Source organism: Sphingomonas sp. PP-CE-1A-559 (assembly GCF_004340965.1).
GTDB lineage: Bacteria > Pseudomonadota > Alphaproteobacteria > Sphingomonadales > Sphingomonadaceae > Sphingomonas.
On the sequence record NZ_SLYA01000002.1, the window covers coordinates 769,902 to 786,320 of the forward strand.

A 16,419-nucleotide genomic window follows, 5' to 3' on the forward strand; every position below is an offset into this window, starting at 1 on the left:
CAGCGCGGCGTGGCTCTGCCTCAGCCTTTTCATATGCCGGACGATGCCTTCGATACGGTATCGTGCCGGATCGATGGCATCGTCATTGCAGCGTTCACCGTTGAACCGCGTACGCTGAGCCAGGGATGAGTGACGAGTAGGGCGTCTTCATCAAACGTAAGCTGTTCGGGCTACCGAGACGCCGAGGAACACCTCGGAATCAACCAATACGCCTTACACAATACTCAGATCGATAATACACATTATGTTAAATATGGGGTGGTGGTGGCGAGAGGATCAGCGTCTTTCCAACGACCCGCCACGAACCCAGCCGCGACAGGAAGTTCATGCCGAGGATGTCCGTCTCTTCGAAGGCCGGCGACGTCACGATTCCCAGGTCGGTCATGACGATATTTCCGACGGCTACGCGTTTCGCAGTCGCCGACCGTGCGGTGACCTGGCCGTTGGCGGTTGACAGAATTACGGGAAACGGACTTTCGGTCAGGTCGAGGCCCGCCGCCTTGGCGGTCTGCATCGACAGTGCCGTCGTCGTGGCGCCGCTATCGATCAGCATGCGTCGACCGACTCCGTTGATCTCCACGTTCGCCCAGAAATGACCGTCGTCTGCCATGCGTATGCGCGTTTCCGTTCCGCTAACCTGTTGATCGTCGAACATCGCAATGACGCCGGACAGTCGATCTCGTTGGCTCGCAATCAGGAAACCGACGGCGAAGATGCCTACCCATGCCAGCGCCATCTTGAGCATCGGCTTGACGGCGCTTCGCCGCGCAACCAGCGCCGACAGCGGCAGGATCAGCATCACGGCGTACAGCGCGAACTGGGCTGCACGGTCACCCGTCATGCGTCGAGCACGAGCCCGTCATAACCAGGCTCGACGCCCTTCGGAAGTTCGGCGACCAAGCTAGCATAGTCCATGCTGTGGTCCATGTGGATGAGCGCGGTACGCCCCGGCTGCAGTCGGTCGACCCATCCGAGTACGGCCGGCAATTCCATGTGCGTCGGATGCGGTCGTCTCCGCAACGCATCGACGACCCAGACGTCGAGCCCTTCGTAAAGCTTGGCCATATCGTCGGTCATGATATTAAAATCGGTCGCATATCCGATCGAAGCGCTACCCGCTTCGAACCGAAGTCCAGCCGCGTGGATGTTACCGTGAGGTTGATCGGTAACGCGAATTTCAATCCCGCCTATCGTCAGCCGATCGGGTAGCGTTTCTGCCGCGATCGTCGGCGGGTAGCCCGCTCGGCCGTGGAATGCATAGGTGAAACGCGAGTCCAGCGCCGCGAGCGTGTGGGGTCGTGCATAGCCGCGTACCGGCGTTCCCGCGGCGTGGTAGAGCTGGCGCAGATCGTCGATACCGTGGCAGTGATCCGCATGATCGTGCGTCCAGATAACGGCGTCGACCCGGTCGACGTCGGCCGCGAGAAGTTGCTCGCGCATGTCCGGGCTCGTGTCGATCAGGATGCGCGTACCATCATGCTCGATCAGCGCGGACGCGCGCGTGCGGCGGTTGCGTGGTTCGGCAGGGTCGCAATCGCCCCAGTCGTTGCCGATCCGCGGGACGCCGGACGATGTGCCCGATCCGAGAATCGTGATCCTCATGCGCGCGTCTTGCCGAACAGCGTGTGGAAATTCTCGGCCGTACGGCGCGATAATTCCTCGACATCCTCACCGCGCAAGTCGGCCAGGAATTTCGCCGTGTCGGCGACGAAGCCGGGCTCCCCGGTCTTGCCACGATGCGGGACCGGCGCGAGAAACGGTGCGTCGGTCTCGATCAGAAGTCGCTCGATAGGCAAGCGCGCGGCCGTCTCTTGCAGATCACGTGCGTTCTTGAAGGTGACGATACCCGATATCGAAATATAAAGGCCCATGTCCAACGCCTTGTCAGCGAAAGCTCCGCTTGCGGTGAAGCAGTGGATGACGCCGGGATAAGCCCCCTTCCCCATTTCCTCAGCCATGATCGCGGCGGTATCGTCCTCGGCATCGCGTGTATGGACGACGATCGGTAACCCAGTCTCGCGCGATGCCGTGATGTGCGCGCGAAAGCTCGCTTGCTGGCGGGCGCGATCCGACGTGTCGCGGAAATAGTCCAGGCCACTTTCGCCCAGCCCCACCACACGAGGATGACGTGCCCGCTCGATCAGCTTGGCGGCATCGACATCGGGATAGGTGTCGGCCTCGTTCGGATGGATGCCGATCGTAGCCCAGACGTCGGGCTCGCGCTCGGCGGTCGCGACGATATCATCCCACTCGCTCTCGCGGGTCGAGATGTTGAGCATCGCCGTCACCCCCCGCGCTCGCGCCCGTGCAAGTACGGCTTGCTGATCCTCTACGAGCCCCTTGTAGTTGAGGTGGCAATGGCTGTCGGCGAGCATCAGGCCTCCGCGGGCAGTTCGAGACGGGGGAAGACGGGGGATGGCGGTGCGATCCGGAAGTCGGACGCAGCAACCCGGTCGTACCAGCGATCATCGTCGATCGCGGCATGATCGCGCTCTACCGCGCCGATCTGATCGAGCACTTTATCGGCGGAGTCCGGCACGACCGGCAGGATCGCGATCGCCAGCATGCGGATCGCGCGCACCAGCGTGCGCAACACGGCGTGCATCCGGTCGGGATCGGTCTTGCGCAGTGCCCAAGGCGCCTGTGCGTCGATGTACTGGTTGCAGGCGAACACGCCACGCATCCAGGCCTCGATACCCTGCGACAACGCCAGATCGGTAAAGCCTGCCTTGAAGCCGGCACACGCGACGATGACCTCCTCGATCAAAATGCCATCCGCCTCGTGGACCGTACCTGTCGAGGGAAACACGCCTTCCAAGTTCTTGGCGATGAAGGACAAAGTACGCTGAGCCAGATTGCCGAAGCTGTTGGCCAGTTCGGCGTTCACACGGGTCACGATCGCCTCGGGAGAATAGCTCCCGTCCTGACCGAAGCTGACCTCCCGCAGGAAGAAATACCGCAGTGCGTCGACGCCGAACGCATCCGCCAACGCCATCGGATCGACGACGTTGCCGACCGACTTGGACATCTTTTCGCCGCGTGTGAGCAGGAAGCCGTGACCGAACACGCTTTTCGGCAGCGGAATGTTCGCGGACAACAGGAACGCGGGCCAGTACACCGCGTGGAACCGGACGATATCCTTGCCGATCAGATGGATATCGGCGGGCCAGAACTTCGCCTTGTCGCCCGTCATGTCGGGATAGCCGATACCGGTCAGGTAGTTCGTCAGCGCGTCGACCCACACATACATGACGTGCCCGGGGCTGTCGGGTACCGGCACGCCCCAGTCGAAGCTGGTACGCGACACTGACAGATCCTTCAGACCACCCTCGACGAAGCGCATCACTTCGTTGCGGCGGCTTTCGGGGCGGATGAAGTCGGGGTTGGCGGCGTAGAGATCGAGCAGGGGCTGCTGGTATTTCGACAGGCGAAAGAACCACGTTTCCTCGGCGGTCCATTCGACCGGCGTACCTTGCGGCGAACGGCGATCGTCGCCCTCCCCGGTCAGTTCGGATTCATCGTAGAACGCCTCGTCGCGAACCGAATACCAGCCCTCGTAGCGATCGAGATACAGATCGCCCGAGTCCGCCATAGCCTGCCAAATGGCCCGGCTTGCGGCATAGTGATCCGTGTCCACGGTACGAATGAAACGGTCATAAGAGATACCAAGACGATCGGCCATCACGCTGAAATGCGACGACATCTCGTCTGCGAATGCGCGTACCGGAATGCCTCGGTCGCGCGCGGCCTGCGCCATCTTCAGACCATGCTCGTCGGTACCGGTCTGGAACAGCACGTCGCGTCCCGCTTGACGCTGGAACCGGGCGATCGCGTCGGCGGCGATCATCTCATAGGCATGGCCGATATGCGGACGGCCATTGGGATAGTGGATCGCGGTGGTGATATAAAAGGGGTCGGCCATGCCGCGCTCCTAGAGCATCGGTCCGATCAGGTGAAGCCCACGCTAAGACCCGGCCGGAATGCTCGGATGAATTTGCCGCTCACTGACGCAGCGACGCGACGATCCCGGCCATTTCGAAGACGGTCGCCTGCGCGTCCAGCGACAGTCCAACCGCCGCGCCGGCGAGATCGCGCGCAGCCGCATGGGCATCGAGCGCGGTACGCAAAGCGGGTCCGGATCGCGTGCGCGCCTGGTCGGCGACAAAGGCTTGCGCGCGGTCCAGGAACGCCTCGTATCGCGGTTGCGACGTCTTGCTCCCCAGCGCTTTTGCCAATTTGAGGCGGCGGCCATTGTCGCGGTCACCATCACTCGCGATATCGGCAAGCGCGCTGTCGATGCCGGCGATGTCCAGGCCGGCATAGCGTAGCGCCCTGCCCGGCGCCCCGTCGCTGGCACGGACAAGCGCGGCGACCTCTTCGTCATCCGCTTCGGGGCGGAGTGCGCGGATCGCCTTCGTCACCTCGTCTTGACCCAGTGCTTCGAACCGCAGCAGTCGGCACCGTGAGCGGATCGTCGGCAACAATCGCCCGGGGGCGTGGCTGACGAGCAGGAAGATCGTTCCGGCGGGCGGTTCCTCGAGGTTCTTAAGCAACGCATTGGCACCGCCGCGTTCGAGATCGTCGATCGCATCGATCACTACCACGCGGCGCGCACTCATCGACGGCGTCGTCGCGAACAGCGGCTGGAGCGTGCGGACCTGTGCGATGGTGATGCTCCGCGCGAGGTCCAGGTCGGGTTTCTCAGGATCCTTCGGAAGGCGCGCGAGCACACGATAGTCCGGGTGAGACCCCGCCTCGATCAACGACCGCGTGCGGTCGCCCTGCGGTACGTCGAACCCGGCCGGCGTGGCATCGGGATTGGCGCCGTCAGCCAGCATCCGCATCGCCGCCAGCCGCGCGAAACTCGCCTTGCCGACACCTTGCGGTCCGGTCAGCAGCCAGGCGTGATGCAACGCGCCGCCACGCATCGCCGCAAGGAAAGCGGACTGCGCGGCGGCGTTGCCGAATATCTCAGTCATGCCCGTCGTGCGTCCGGGACATGCATCGTCATCCGAAGAACCCGGTCAGGCCTGCCCAGGCACGTCCGAAGAACCCGGCTACGGCGACATCCTTGTCTGCGACTAGCGGCATGCGCTGCTGCAGGCCGTCCGACGTCGTTACGACGAGATCCGCAATGTGCTGGCCGGCCTTGATTGGCGCCTTGATCGGGCCCTCGTACACGACCTTGGCGGTGAGGTTCGGCGACGTACCGGCGGGCAGAGTCACGGTCAGCGCCTTGGGCGCGACGAGACCGACCGACGAGGCATCGCCGAGCTGGACCGCTGCGGTCTCGACCTTCTTGCCCTTGGCGACGATCGGCTTCGACTGCCATGCGCGAAAGCCCCACTCCATGAAGCGCACTGATTCCTCTGCGCGCTGCCCGGCGCTGGTCAGGCCGGCGACGACCATAACCAAGCGACGCCCGTTTTGCACAGCCGAGCCGGTGAAGCCGTAGCCCGCCTCCTCGGTATGCCCGGTCTTCAAGCCATCGGCACCGGCGACGCGACCGAGGATCGGATCGCGGTTTGCCTGCGTGATGGCGCTGCCGCCCATCGTCTTGCCCCAGGTGAAGTCGCGCTTCGAATAGAACTGCCTGTAGAGGTCTGGATAGTTGTTGATCGTCGCGGCTGCGAGTTCGGCAAGATCATGTGCGGTGACGTAGGTGACGCCGTTGTCGGGCCAACCGTTCGCGGTGCCGAAATGACTGTCCTTGAGGCCGAGTTCGGCTGCCTTGCGGTTCATCCGCTCGGTGAAGGCCTGTTCGGAACCGGAGATCCCTTCGGCAAGCACGATGCACGCGTCATTACCCGATAGCGTGACGATGCCGTAAAGCAGGTTGGCGACGCTGACGTTCTCACCCGAGGACAGGAACATCGTCGAACCCGCGGTTGGGCCATGCCATTTGGCCCAGGTCTCGGGGCGCACGGTCATCATCTGGTCGAGCTTCAACTCGCCCTTCTTGACCATGTCGAACGCGACATAGACCGTCATCATCTTGGCGAGCGACGCTGGCGGCATGCGGCGGTCGGCATCACGCGAGAACAACACTGCGCCTGAGGACAGGTCTTCCATGTACGCGATCGGCGCGGCGGTCTGGAACTGCGGCGCAGCGGCGATGGACGGATGCGCCAGCGCGAGGGCGGCAAGCGGTGCGACGATCAGCTTCTTCATGGGGTATTCCGTGAGCAAAAGGGAACTCAATCCGTGGGCAGGACCTGGGCATCGCCATAGCCGCGCTCGGCGACCGCGTCACGCGCGCGTTGCAGGCTGATAGCATCTTTGAACGGGCCGATGCGGACGCGGTACAGGCCACCGCCTTCGACCACGTCGGCATCGAGGCGTTTGGCCAATGCGGTCGCGCGCGCTTCGTTCGAGAAGGTCGCGACCTGCAACAGATACCGACGGCCGGGTACCAGCGTCATCGGCACACGGGACGGCAGGGTGTCTACGCTCATCGCGTGGGTATAGGCGGCGGGTTGCAGCGCGACCGCCTTGCCCGCCCGCAGCAGCGAGGCATCCCGCATCGACGGCACAATCGCACGGATACGGACGGTTGCGACCTGATGGCGGTCGGTGCCGAGCATGTGCGCCGCGGCACGGGACAGGTCGATCATCCGGTCACGACGACCGGGGCCGCGGTCGTTGATGCGGACCAAGATCGACCGACCGGTCTCGATCGAGGTGACTTCGACGAAAGACCCGAGCGGCAGTGTGCGATGCGCCGCGGTCATCGCATCCGGGTCGAACGCCTCGCCCGATGCCGTACGGTTGCCCGACAATTCGTCGCCGTACCAACTCGCTGTGCCGGTATCCTGATAGCTGCCGTACAGTCCGCCGCCAGCCGACAGTATCGCGCCACCGCTTTCGCGCGCGTGACCACAGGCGGCGAGCGCGAACGCCAGGCTCAGGGCCCTAGCGCTCGACCGCATCGGCCAGCAATCCGACCGACAGCGCATAGAAATTCGAACAATTGTAATCGAGGATCACGCGGTAGTTGCTGGTCAGCAGATAGGCCGTCGCGCCGGGGCCATCCGGTTCGAGCAACGTGGCCATCACCGAACCGTCCAGCGCTCTACCGCTTTGCGGGCTGACCCCCAGGGCGCGCCACTCGGCTATCGTCCGCCAGCCGCTATGCCGTTCGAACACGCGCGGGCAGCGCGGCGAGACGAGGCGGTTGCGGACCTGCGATCGGTCGAACCCGGCGGGCACGTTGACTGCGACCCCCCAGGGCTGACCAGCCCGCCAGCCGGCATCGACAAAGTAGTTGCCGATCGACGCGAGCGTGTCGGCGGGGCTGTTCCATATATCCGCGCGGCCATCCCCATCGCCGTCTCGCGCGATCCGCAGGTAGATGGACGGCAGGAACTGCGGGTTGCCCATGGCCCCTGCCCAGCTTCCCTTCAATTGCGACCGCGTCACGCCGCGATCGAGCATCTTCAACCCGGCGATGAACTCGCCCGCGAACAGCGACCTCCGCCGGCCTTCATAGGCGAGGCTCGCGAGCGACCGCAGGAGGTCGAAGTCGCCCGTGTAGCTGCCGTAGTTCGTCTCATGGCCCCAGATCGCGACCATGACCGATTCGGGAACACCGGTCTGCTGCTCGATCCGCTGCAGCCGATAGCGTTGCGCCTGATAGGTCTGGCGACCGCGAGCGATCCGCGCCGCGTCGACATGCTGCGTGCGATACGGCGCGAAGGCGGGTATCGCGCTGGAGTTGGTCGCGCCCGGCTGTGCCCGGTCGAGTTCGATCACGCGAGGGTTGAGCGTCAGCGTCGGAAAGACCGCATCCGCCGTACGCGCGCTGACACCATCGGCCAGCGCCTGCTGACGCAGTTCGCGCATATACGACTGAAACCCTGCGTCGTCCTGCGCCGCTGCCGGTCCCCCGAAGGACAGCATTGCGATCGCACCGAAAGCACCGTTGCGCAGCCAAGTCGCTGCTCGTGTTACCCCACCCATGCCGAAGGATGTGCCACAGACACCAGCGGATCGGAACCTCGCACCGTCGCACGGTTGCCACGCACAGGCGCTTGATGGTGCTGAGCGGACGCGTGTCGCGCGAACCCGCCCCGTCGATCGAGACCGCTGGTACTGCCCGATAGCTATCCTTCATCGGGCACGACACCTTTTACCCTGTCGGCAATTCCAGCTACCGGCCTGCCATTCGCGGGACGGCGGTGGCAAACACCGAGACCGACGGGACGAGGAGTGATGCCGTGATCGAGGTCAATTTCGATGGAATCGTCGGTCCGACGCACAACTACGCGGGGCTTTCGATCGGCAACCGTGCGTCGTCCGCCAACGCCGGTGCGATCTCCGCACCGCGTCTGGCCGCGCTTCAGGGGATGGGCAAGATGCGTCGCCTGATGGCCATGGGCCTGAAGCAAGGCGTCTTCCTGCCGCACGTCAGGCCGCATGTCGATTGGCTGAGGACGTTAGGTTTCGCGGGATCCGATGCGGAAGTCCTGTCGTCCGCGTGGGCTGCCGACGGAGCGCTCGCTGCCAACGCGATGTCGGCGTCTTCGATGTGGACCGCGAATGCGGGCACGGTTTCCCCGGCGACCGATACGGATGACGGCCTTTGCCATATCTCGGTCGCGAACCTGTCGACCATGCCGCACCGCGCGATCGAGGCAGTGCAGACCGAACGACAACTCCGCCTCGCGTTTTCAGACTCGCGGTATTTCCAGGTGCATTCCCCCCTGCCCGCCGCGTTCGGGGATGAAGGCGCAGCCAACTTCATGCGGCTGGTCTCGCCTGCTGGCGGCGTAGCGTTAGAGATGTTCGTATATGGCGAGGGTCAGGCTGGTGGCTTCCCCTCGCGTCAGCACCGCAGTGCGAGCGAGGCGGTCGCACGCCGCCACGGCCTCGATCCCCGCCATACGCTGATGGTTCGGCAAAGCGAGGCGGCGATCGCGGCCGGTGCTTTCCACAATGACGTGGTCGCAGTGGCCAACGGTCATGTCCTGTTCGCGCATGAGCAGGCGTTCGCCGACCCTCGCGCGCTGTACGACGCGGTAGCGGCGCTCGTCCCCGACGCGGTGATCGTCGAGGTTCCGGCAGATCGCGTGAGCCTCGATATTGCGATTCGGACGTATCTGTTCAATTCTCAGCTGGTCACGATGCCGGATGGAGGAATGACCCTTGTCCTGCCGGCCGAAGCACGCGAGCATGCCGATGTCTGGACTTGGCTGTCGGAATTGATCGCAGCCGGGGGGCCGATAACCCGACTGGAGATCGTCGACGTCCGCGAATCGATGCGCAACGGCGGCGGCCCCGCGTGTCTCCGGCTCCGCGTTCAGGTCGATGCGGAAGCGTTTGCGGCGATCGATCGACGCTTCCTGCTCGATGATGCGGCCTGCGACCGGATCGAAGCGGCCATTGCGCGCGAATGGCCCGAAGCGATTGCGCTCGAGGACCTGGGTGATCCACGACTTTGGGAGCAGTGCCTCCGCGCCCGCTCGGCCTTGACGGCAGCGCTCGGTTTCAGCCCTGACGAAATCTGACTGGTGGCGCACTCTCGCCAGGAGTGCGCCACCGGATCGCTCGCGGATTGAGACTACATCTTGAAGCGCGCGCCCATCAGGAACGTGCGGCCGAAGTGGTTGTTCTCGTAGTTCCGGTTCGCGTCGAGATCGGTGTAGCGGCTGCGATAATTGTCGGTGAGGTTCGTTCCCTCCAGCGAGACTTCGACCGCCGGCGTCAACTTGTAGCGAAGCGAGGCATCGACGTTCAGCGTCGAATTATACCCTTCGAACAAGTTGCCCGTCGCCGAACTGCCGTCGATGTACGGGCTCCGATAGCTGACGGACCCGCGCGCGCTGAACTTCTTGTCTTCGTAATAGAGCGTGCCGTTATACGCGCGCTTCGACAGGCCGTAGAGCGTTGCCGTGCGCGTCGTGTTCGGCAATGCACCGAGCACGCCACCGGGCGTTGCGACGGCGCCTGTCACCGGGTTGAAAGTTGGCCGGGTCACGGCGGTGGCAGGTCCGCCTTGCGAATAGCCTGCGCTCGAATCGACGAAGGTCGCATTCGCCAGGAACCCGAAATTCTTTAGGAACCCGGGGAGGAAGCGGAAGCTGGATTGGAGCGAAATCTCCATCCCCTTCAGCGAAGCGCCTTCGCCGTTGACGGGTGCGTTGATCTGCCAAAGCTGTCCCTCCGGTGCTCCTGCCGCGGGCGAGCTGGCGGGGATCACCGACAGCGGTAGACCCGTCGAAGCGAACGTTCCGCTCCGGGTCTGTGTTACGGTAAAGCTCTCGATATTCTTGTTGAACACTGCGACGGAAAAGATCGATTGCGGCGCGAAATACCATTCGGCTGCCAGATCGAACGCGGTCGCGCGGAACGGCTTCAGTAACGGGTTGCCAAACGTCACGCGGTAGTTGAACCCGTCGACCGAACCACCCGGCGTGAGGCTACCGAGGCTAGGGCGCGTCAGCACCTTGGCGATCGCGCCGCGAAGAATGACCTTCTCGGTCGGGAACAGCGCGACGTTCATAGCGGGCAGCCAGTCATCGTAGCTCCGACCAACCGTCGCTGGCGTGTTGACGGTGACGCCGCCGACGACCGCGGACGAGATGCCGGTCGATTTCTGCGCGGTGTGGGCATAGCGCATGCCGGCGTTCGCTGCGTAGTTCAGGCCGAACAGGTCGCCCTTGATGTCGAACTCCGCATAGCCCCCGGTTACCTCTTCGACGACGCTGCGGGTATCCCCGACCAGCACGGTCGGCGTGCGATTGTAGAGCTTGGTATAGGCAGCGGCCGCATCGATGTTCGGCACCAGGAAGCTCGTGGTCGTCCCCGCGGGCTGCCCAGCCTTGCCGAGATTGAAGATCTCGCCAAGGCTTCCGGCGGGGAAGCCATAGACCGCGGTGGGACCGAACAGCGTGTTGGGCGAGCAGGTAAGCGTGCCGAGCACGACGTCCTTCCCGCCCGCGTTCGGGCAGACCACGGCATCGCGTGAGAACCCCGCGGTATCGAACGAGAAGCGGCGATACATGCCGCCAGCCTTGATCTGGAACCCTTCGGCGACATCCCATTCGGTGCGCAGCTGCGCGGTACGAAACTTGTTGATCGTTTCGGACGGCCGATCGCGAATTTCGGCCAGTTGGAAGTTCGCCGGGTCGGTGACGCTGGTACCGAAAGTAAGCTTCGGCCGCTTCATGTCGGTATAGTCATAGCTATACCCCTGCGCGTCGCGATCATCGAACACGAAGGTCGTCTCGACCGGGATCGTGGCATCCGATTTGGAGAAGCCGCCAAGCAGCGTGAAGCGGAGCTTGTCCGTCACGTCCTGATCCCAGCTTCCGCCAAGCTGATAGAATTCGGTCTGTGATTTACGCAGATAATGCTCGGTGCGGACCCACGCGTCGTTCAGCGTCGCCTTGACGAGATTGTTGTTGGCGTCGATCGTATAGTTGTTGATGTCGACCGAGCGCTCGTTAGAGCGCAGCAGGACTTCACCCCATTTCTCTTCGCGGGTTTCCTTGAACCGCGAATACAGGCCGTCGATCGAGACCTTCGTCGATTCGGTCGGCGCCCACTGGATGCTGCCGGTGATACCGAGCCGCTCCCGGTCGTGACGGACCGAGCCGTAGCGCGGAATGCGTGGATGGAAGGCGAGCGCGGCCGTGTCGCAAATCGCCGAATTGGTATAGGTGCCCCCGCGGTTCGGCGCGGTAAAGCACGGCGTTCCTCCGACCGAGTCGAACACGCCCTGCGCCCAGCGGACGCTGTTGTTGCCGAGTTCCAAATTGTTGGTCTTGGTATAGGCGCCCGACAGCGCCATGCCGAACGTGCCGTCGGCCGATTTCCACGACAGCAGCCCCGCCAGACGTGGTCCGAAATTCTTGCTGAGGTCGTTATAGCTCGCTTGCGCAGAGCCGACGAGCGTGAAGCCGGTCTTGCCACCCAGCGGATTGCCGGTGTTGAGGTCGACCACCGCGCCGAGCGAACCTTCGTCCAGCGACGCCTCGGCAGTCTTGTGGACGACGATCGAATTGAACAGCTCGGAGGCGAAAACGTTGAAATCGAACGCACGATCGCGGTTCGAGCTCGCGCCGTCGGTCGACGTAGCGACCGTCTCAAGGCCATTGACCCGGACGCGCGTAAACTGCGCACCAAGGCCGCGTACGGTGATCGCACGGCCCTCGCCTGCGTCGCGCTGGATCGAGATACCGGGAATACGCTGCAACGACTCAGCCAGATTCTGGTCGGGAAACTTGGCGATGTCCTCGGCGACGATCGCATCGACCGACGACACCGACTGACGCTTGACGTTGAGCGCCGCGTCGAGCGAGCGCCGGAAGCCGGTAACGATGATCTCGGCGGTCGGACTGTCGGCGGATACCGTCTCGGGTACGGTTTCGGGCGAGTTTTGCGATGCGGTCGTCGCGGCGGGATCCGCCGGTTGCCCCTCAGGGACGACTGCGGTCTGTGCCGGTGACGGATCGACCTGAGTTGGTGTTCCTGGGCTCACGCTATTCGGTATCTGCGCGGCTTGCGCAACTGCGGTTGCCGGCGTCGCCAGTGCCAGCACGAGGCTGCCGGCGGAAATCCCGCCAAGCCAGTTCAGTCGCCGATCCGTTGCTGCTGTTTGCATGCCCATTGCTCCACTCCCCGTCGGGTCAACATCGATGACACCGGTTGCGACGCGGCTGCTTGCCGCGTTGCCTCCGCCCTGATGATCTTGGGGAACAAGACCCGTTACTTTCGAACGGGTGCATCTCATCCTCTCCCGAACGGCCAGTTGTTGCTGGTCCGCTCCCGGTTCCTGTCTATGCTTAGGTAACCGGTGTCAGGACAATGTCGCACGATCGTTTACGTGTCAATATGCGCCTGAGATCAACTGCCCGGTTGGATGTACGGAACGCGCGCGAACAGCTCGCGCTGCCAGCGACGCGGATCGGCCTCGAGATGTGAATTCGCATCGAAGATCATCGTCGCGCGCGTGGTCCGGTCATAGCGCGGCCAAAGTGGAACGCCTGCATGGTGCGGATCGCCGGTACGCGCGAACGCGACGAAACTGTCCTGCATCGCTTTGGATACGGAATGGGCATCCGCGCCGATACCGGTCTGGGATCCTGCAGCATCGAGAGTGCCGAACACCAACGGGATATCCATCGTGTGGAAGGCACCGCGACGCGGATCCGTGCGCGACGCGAAGTCGACCTGGTACACCCAGGCGGGTGAATCGCTCGTTGCACGTGCTTCGGCCTCGATCACCTGCCCGCGCCAGCTTCTTCCTGCGGTGGTGGCGTCGTAGAACACATCGAGCGGCGACCACGCTGGGTATCGCGCGCGGTATGCAGCGACGACCCATTCGGGCAGTATGTCGATCTTGAGTTCCGGCGCCATGCGGGCTGCCAGATTGGCCCAGTCGAGACCACTCACCTTAGCAGAATCCGGACCTATAAACCCGCGCGTCTCGTCATGCGTGTTGCCCAGGATCATTGGGATACCGTTGCCCAACGGGTTGGCATCGGGCCAGAACGGATGTCGCGTCAGCCAGGTCATGTCGAGCACCGGCCCGAAATACACGCCGCCTTCCATCACCGGATCGGTCGTGTCGAGCGCCTCGACAAGCTTTGTCGCAGATAGCGTCAACAACAGCGACAGATTGGTTTCCGTCACGCCGAGCTTCGCGAGATACGCTCGCGTCCGCGCTGTCGCGTTCAGCGGGCCGGATACCGTCACCTGCTGGCCGCTCATCGTTGCAGCCCGGTGAAACAGCCCGGCTGCGGCCGGCATCCCCATCATCGTCGCGATCTTCGCACCGCCGCCCGATTGTCCGAATACCATGACCCGTGACGGATCGCCGCCGAACGCCGCGATATTGTCACGCACCCATTTGAGCGCGAGGATTAAGTCGAGCTGTCCCGCATTGCCGCTGTCCGGAAACCTTGGATCGAGCCGCGTGAGGTAGAGATAGCCGAACGCGTTGAGCCGGTGGTTGATCGTCACCACGACGCAGTCGCCGCGTGCCGCCAGCGCCTGCCCATCGTTCAACGGATCGGTGACGCTGCCGTTCGAATAGGCGCCCCCGTGGATATAGACCATGACCGGCTTGTTGGCGCGGGTGTCGGCCTCGGCGGTCCAGACGTTGAGGAACAGGCAGTCCTCCGACTGCGGGCCATAAGGTCCCGATTGCGGGGATACCGGTCCGAACTCCTGCGCGGGCCGGTGTTGTCCCGGCATCGGCACTGGTAGCGGCGCCTGGAACCGCTCGGCACGACCGTAGCGTATTCCCCTGAATGCGCTGACCTGCCCTTCCGACGTGCCCACGAAATTTCCTGATGGCGTTCGAACCTTGGGGGCCGTACTCGCCCTCGCGCGGCTCGCGAGGATCAGTGCGGCCCCGGCGCCTATCGTCGCCCTGCGCGTCCAGCCATCAGCGCCGGACATCGAGGCCGCCGGCCAGATATGCGTCGATATCCGCCTGGCGGAACAGGCTCGCGTCCCCGGGCAACGAGTGTTTCAGCGCAGCGAGCGCCAAGCCGATGCGCGCGGTTTCGGCGATGTCCTTGCCGGATCGCAATCCGTGCAGGACGCCCGCTGCGAACGCGTCGCCGCCACCGATTCGATCGACAATACCGGCTAGCACGACCTCGTCGGTCTGGGCGTAAGCGTCGCGCGTGTCGATCCGCGCGGAAAGGCGGTGGAGATCGACATGTTCGACATGGCGCGCGGTCGACGCGATCGTCTGCAAGCGGGGAAACGCGGCGAACGCGGCCTCCGTCGCTTCGCGTCGGCGATCCTCGGCCTCGCCGGAGAAGTCGCGATCGAGCAGCAGGGCGATATCGCGGTGATTGCCGAACATCAGGTCGGCATGCTCGACGAGTTGTGTCAGGATCTCGCGCGGGTTAGAGTCCCATCGTTCCCAAAGCTTCCCGCGCCAATTGCCGTCGAACGAGACCGCAATCCCGCGTTCCGTTGCCGCTCGGACGGCTGCCAGCGCCGCTTCAGCCGGGACCGGGCCGAGCGCCGGCGTGATGCCGGACAGATGCAGCCGATCGACGCCGCCGAGCAGCGAGGTCCAGTCCCAGGTTTCAGTAGGTGCCTCCGCGAACGACGACCAGGCCCGGTCGTAAATGACTTCGGTAGCGCGAAGACCTGCACCGGACGTCACGAAATACAGCCCCATCCGGTCGCCGCCGAGTGTGATCGTCGACGTGTCGACACCATGCCCGCGCAGCGTCGTGATTGCCGTGCGGCCGAGATCATTGTCGGGGACCATCGTCGCCATCCCGACGTCGTGGCCGAGCCGTGCAAGCTGCGTCACGACGTTCGCCTCGGCGCCTGCGACCCAGACGTCGAGTTTCGGCGTCTGCAACAGCAACTCGCGACCTGGCGGGGAAAGCCGCAACATGATCTCGCCGAACGCCAGGAATTTAGTCATATCACCCCTTCATCGAATCCTCCCAGTGCGTGGAGGAGGGCCACTGCTTGGTCGTGGTAGAGCGGGCGTGGCACGACGGATACGCTAACGGAAGCCCCTTCCCATCAGCTTGAGACAGGCCCTTACCCCCGTGTTGGGACGAACGTCACCGAGCGAGCCAGCCGCCATCGACGGCAAGGATGTGGCCTTGCACGTATTTGGCTGCCGCCGACGACAGGAACACCGCCGCACCGCCGAGATCGCTCGCGTCACCCCATTTGCCTGCCGGGATGCGGTCGAGGATCGAGCGGTTGCGGGTCTCGTCCGCCTGTAGCGCGGCGGTGTTGTTCGTCGCGATGTATCCCGGTGCGATCGCGTTGACGTTGATGCCCTTGGCCGCCCACTCGTTCGCCAGCAGCTTGGTGAGGCCGCCGATGCCCGACTTCGACGCGGTGTAGCTCGGCACGCGAATGCCGCCCTGGAACGTCAGCATCGAGGCAATGTTGACGATCTTGCCCGAGCCTTGCGCGATCATGTGGCGGCCGGCGGCCTGGCACAGGAAGAACACGGACTTGAGGTTGGTGTCGATCACCGCGTCCCAGTCCGCTTCGGTGAAGTCGACCGCGTCGGCGCGGCGGATGATGCCGGCGTTGTTGATCAGGATGTCGAGCCCGCCGAGCTTGGCCACCGTCTCGTCGACGACGCGCTGCACCGGTTCGATCGTCGACAAGTCGGCAGACACGATCTCCGCGTTCCGCCCGAGAGCGCGAATCCGCGCGACGGTATCTTCGGCAGGCGTGCGCCCGACGCAAGCGACGTCCGCGCCGGCGGTCGCGAGCGCAACAGCGATCGCCTGGCCGATGCCGGTGTTCGCGCCGGTGACGATGGCGACCTTGCCGGTCAGGTCGAAGGGGCCAGATACGGAAGGAGTGGTCATGCTCGTCTCCTCCCCTCCCGTATGCGGGAGGGGCCGGGGGTGGGCTCGCGCTTTCCTCAAGCGGATCGATGGTGGTGAGCGGGCGCCCACCCCCCTGCCCCCT

13 protein-coding genes are annotated in these 16,419 nt (G+C 64.1%); 1 reads left to right on the plus strand and 12 read right to left on the minus strand.

Annotated elements, in window-relative coordinates; genetic code table 11:
• Positions 1-247 precede the first annotated feature (247 nt).
• The 8 genes from C8J42_RS09000 to C8J42_RS09035 form a co-directional block, all read right to left on the minus strand.
• A complete protein-coding gene (locus C8J42_RS09000) occupies positions 248-799 on the minus strand; it encodes a TIGR02281 family clan AA aspartic protease (RefSeq protein ID WP_243644216.1) in 552 nt (183 codons plus the stop codon).
• A 38-nt stretch (positions 800-837) separates the two neighbouring features.
• Entirely contained in the window at positions 838-1,602 is a 765-nt protein-coding gene (locus tag C8J42_RS09005) for an MBL fold metallo-hydrolase (RefSeq protein WP_120300249.1), read from the minus strand.
• Positions 1,599-2,375 (minus strand): TatD family hydrolase, encoded by a 777-nt coding sequence (locus C8J42_RS09010; protein ID WP_056058784.1) that lies wholly within the window; start codon positions 2,373-2,375, stop codon positions 1,599-1,601. Before C8J42_RS09010 ends, C8J42_RS09005 begins: the two co-directional genes overlap by 4 nt.
• Entirely contained in the window at positions 2,375-3,922 is a 1,548-nt protein-coding gene (gene metG / locus C8J42_RS09015; RefSeq protein WP_133019717.1) for a methionine--tRNA ligase, read from the minus strand. The genes C8J42_RS09010 and metG overlap by 1 nt, the downstream gene beginning before the upstream one ends.
• Positions 3,923-4,001: 79 nt before the next feature.
• Positions 4,002-4,979 carry an AAA family ATPase gene (locus tag C8J42_RS09020; RefSeq protein WP_133019718.1) on the minus strand — a complete coding sequence of 326 codons (978 nt, stop codon included), beginning with the start codon at positions 4,977-4,979 and terminating at the stop codon, positions 4,002-4,004.
• Between the two features lie 28 nt (positions 4,980-5,007).
• Positions 5,008-6,171, minus strand: a complete 1,164-nt coding sequence (locus tag C8J42_RS09025; RefSeq protein WP_107956009.1) for a D-alanyl-D-alanine carboxypeptidase family protein — start codon at positions 6,169-6,171, stop codon at positions 5,008-5,010.
• A 26-nt stretch (positions 6,172-6,197) separates the two neighbouring features.
• Positions 6,198-6,929: a septal ring lytic transglycosylase RlpA family protein gene (locus C8J42_RS09030; protein WP_133019719.1), complete on the minus strand. Its 732-nt coding sequence runs from the start codon at positions 6,927-6,929 to the stop codon at positions 6,198-6,200.
• Positions 6,913-7,899 carry a lytic murein transglycosylase gene (locus C8J42_RS09035; RefSeq protein WP_243644219.1) on the minus strand — a complete coding sequence of 329 codons (987 nt, stop codon included), beginning with the start codon at positions 7,897-7,899 and terminating at the stop codon, positions 6,913-6,915. Before C8J42_RS09035 ends, C8J42_RS09030 begins: the two co-directional genes overlap by 17 nt.
• 317 nt (positions 7,900-8,216) lie before the next feature.
• Here C8J42_RS09035 and C8J42_RS09040 point away from each other — a divergent pair, with 317 nt between their 5' ends.
• A complete protein-coding gene (locus C8J42_RS09040; protein ID WP_133019721.1) occupies positions 8,217-9,506 on the plus strand; it encodes an N-succinylarginine dihydrolase in 1,290 nt (429 codons plus the stop codon).
• A 53-nt stretch (positions 9,507-9,559) separates the two neighbouring features.
• Here C8J42_RS09040 and C8J42_RS09045 read toward each other — a convergent pair whose 3' ends face one another.
• The 4 genes from C8J42_RS09045 to kduD all read right to left on the minus strand — a co-directional run bounded on the left by C8J42_RS09045 (position 9,560) and on the right by kduD (position 16,316).
• Complete coding sequence (locus tag C8J42_RS09045; RefSeq protein ID WP_133019722.1) at positions 9,560-12,604, minus strand: TonB-dependent receptor; 3,045 nt, start codon at positions 12,602-12,604, stop codon at positions 9,560-9,562.
• A gap of 242 nt (positions 12,605-12,846) precedes the next feature.
• Positions 12,847-14,406, minus strand: a complete 1,560-nt coding sequence (locus C8J42_RS09050; protein WP_133019723.1) for a carboxylesterase/lipase family protein — start codon at positions 14,404-14,406, stop codon at positions 12,847-12,849.
• Positions 14,393-15,400 (minus strand): sugar kinase, encoded by a 1,008-nt coding sequence (locus tag C8J42_RS09055; RefSeq protein WP_120300256.1) that lies wholly within the window; start codon positions 15,398-15,400, stop codon positions 14,393-14,395. The genes C8J42_RS09050 and C8J42_RS09055 overlap by 14 nt, the downstream gene beginning before the upstream one ends.
• 145 nt (positions 15,401-15,545) lie before the next feature.
• Entirely contained in the window at positions 15,546-16,316 is a 771-nt protein-coding gene (gene kduD, locus C8J42_RS09060) for a 2-dehydro-3-deoxy-D-gluconate 5-dehydrogenase KduD (protein WP_133019724.1), read from the minus strand.
• Positions 16,317-16,419: the final 103 nt, after the last annotated feature.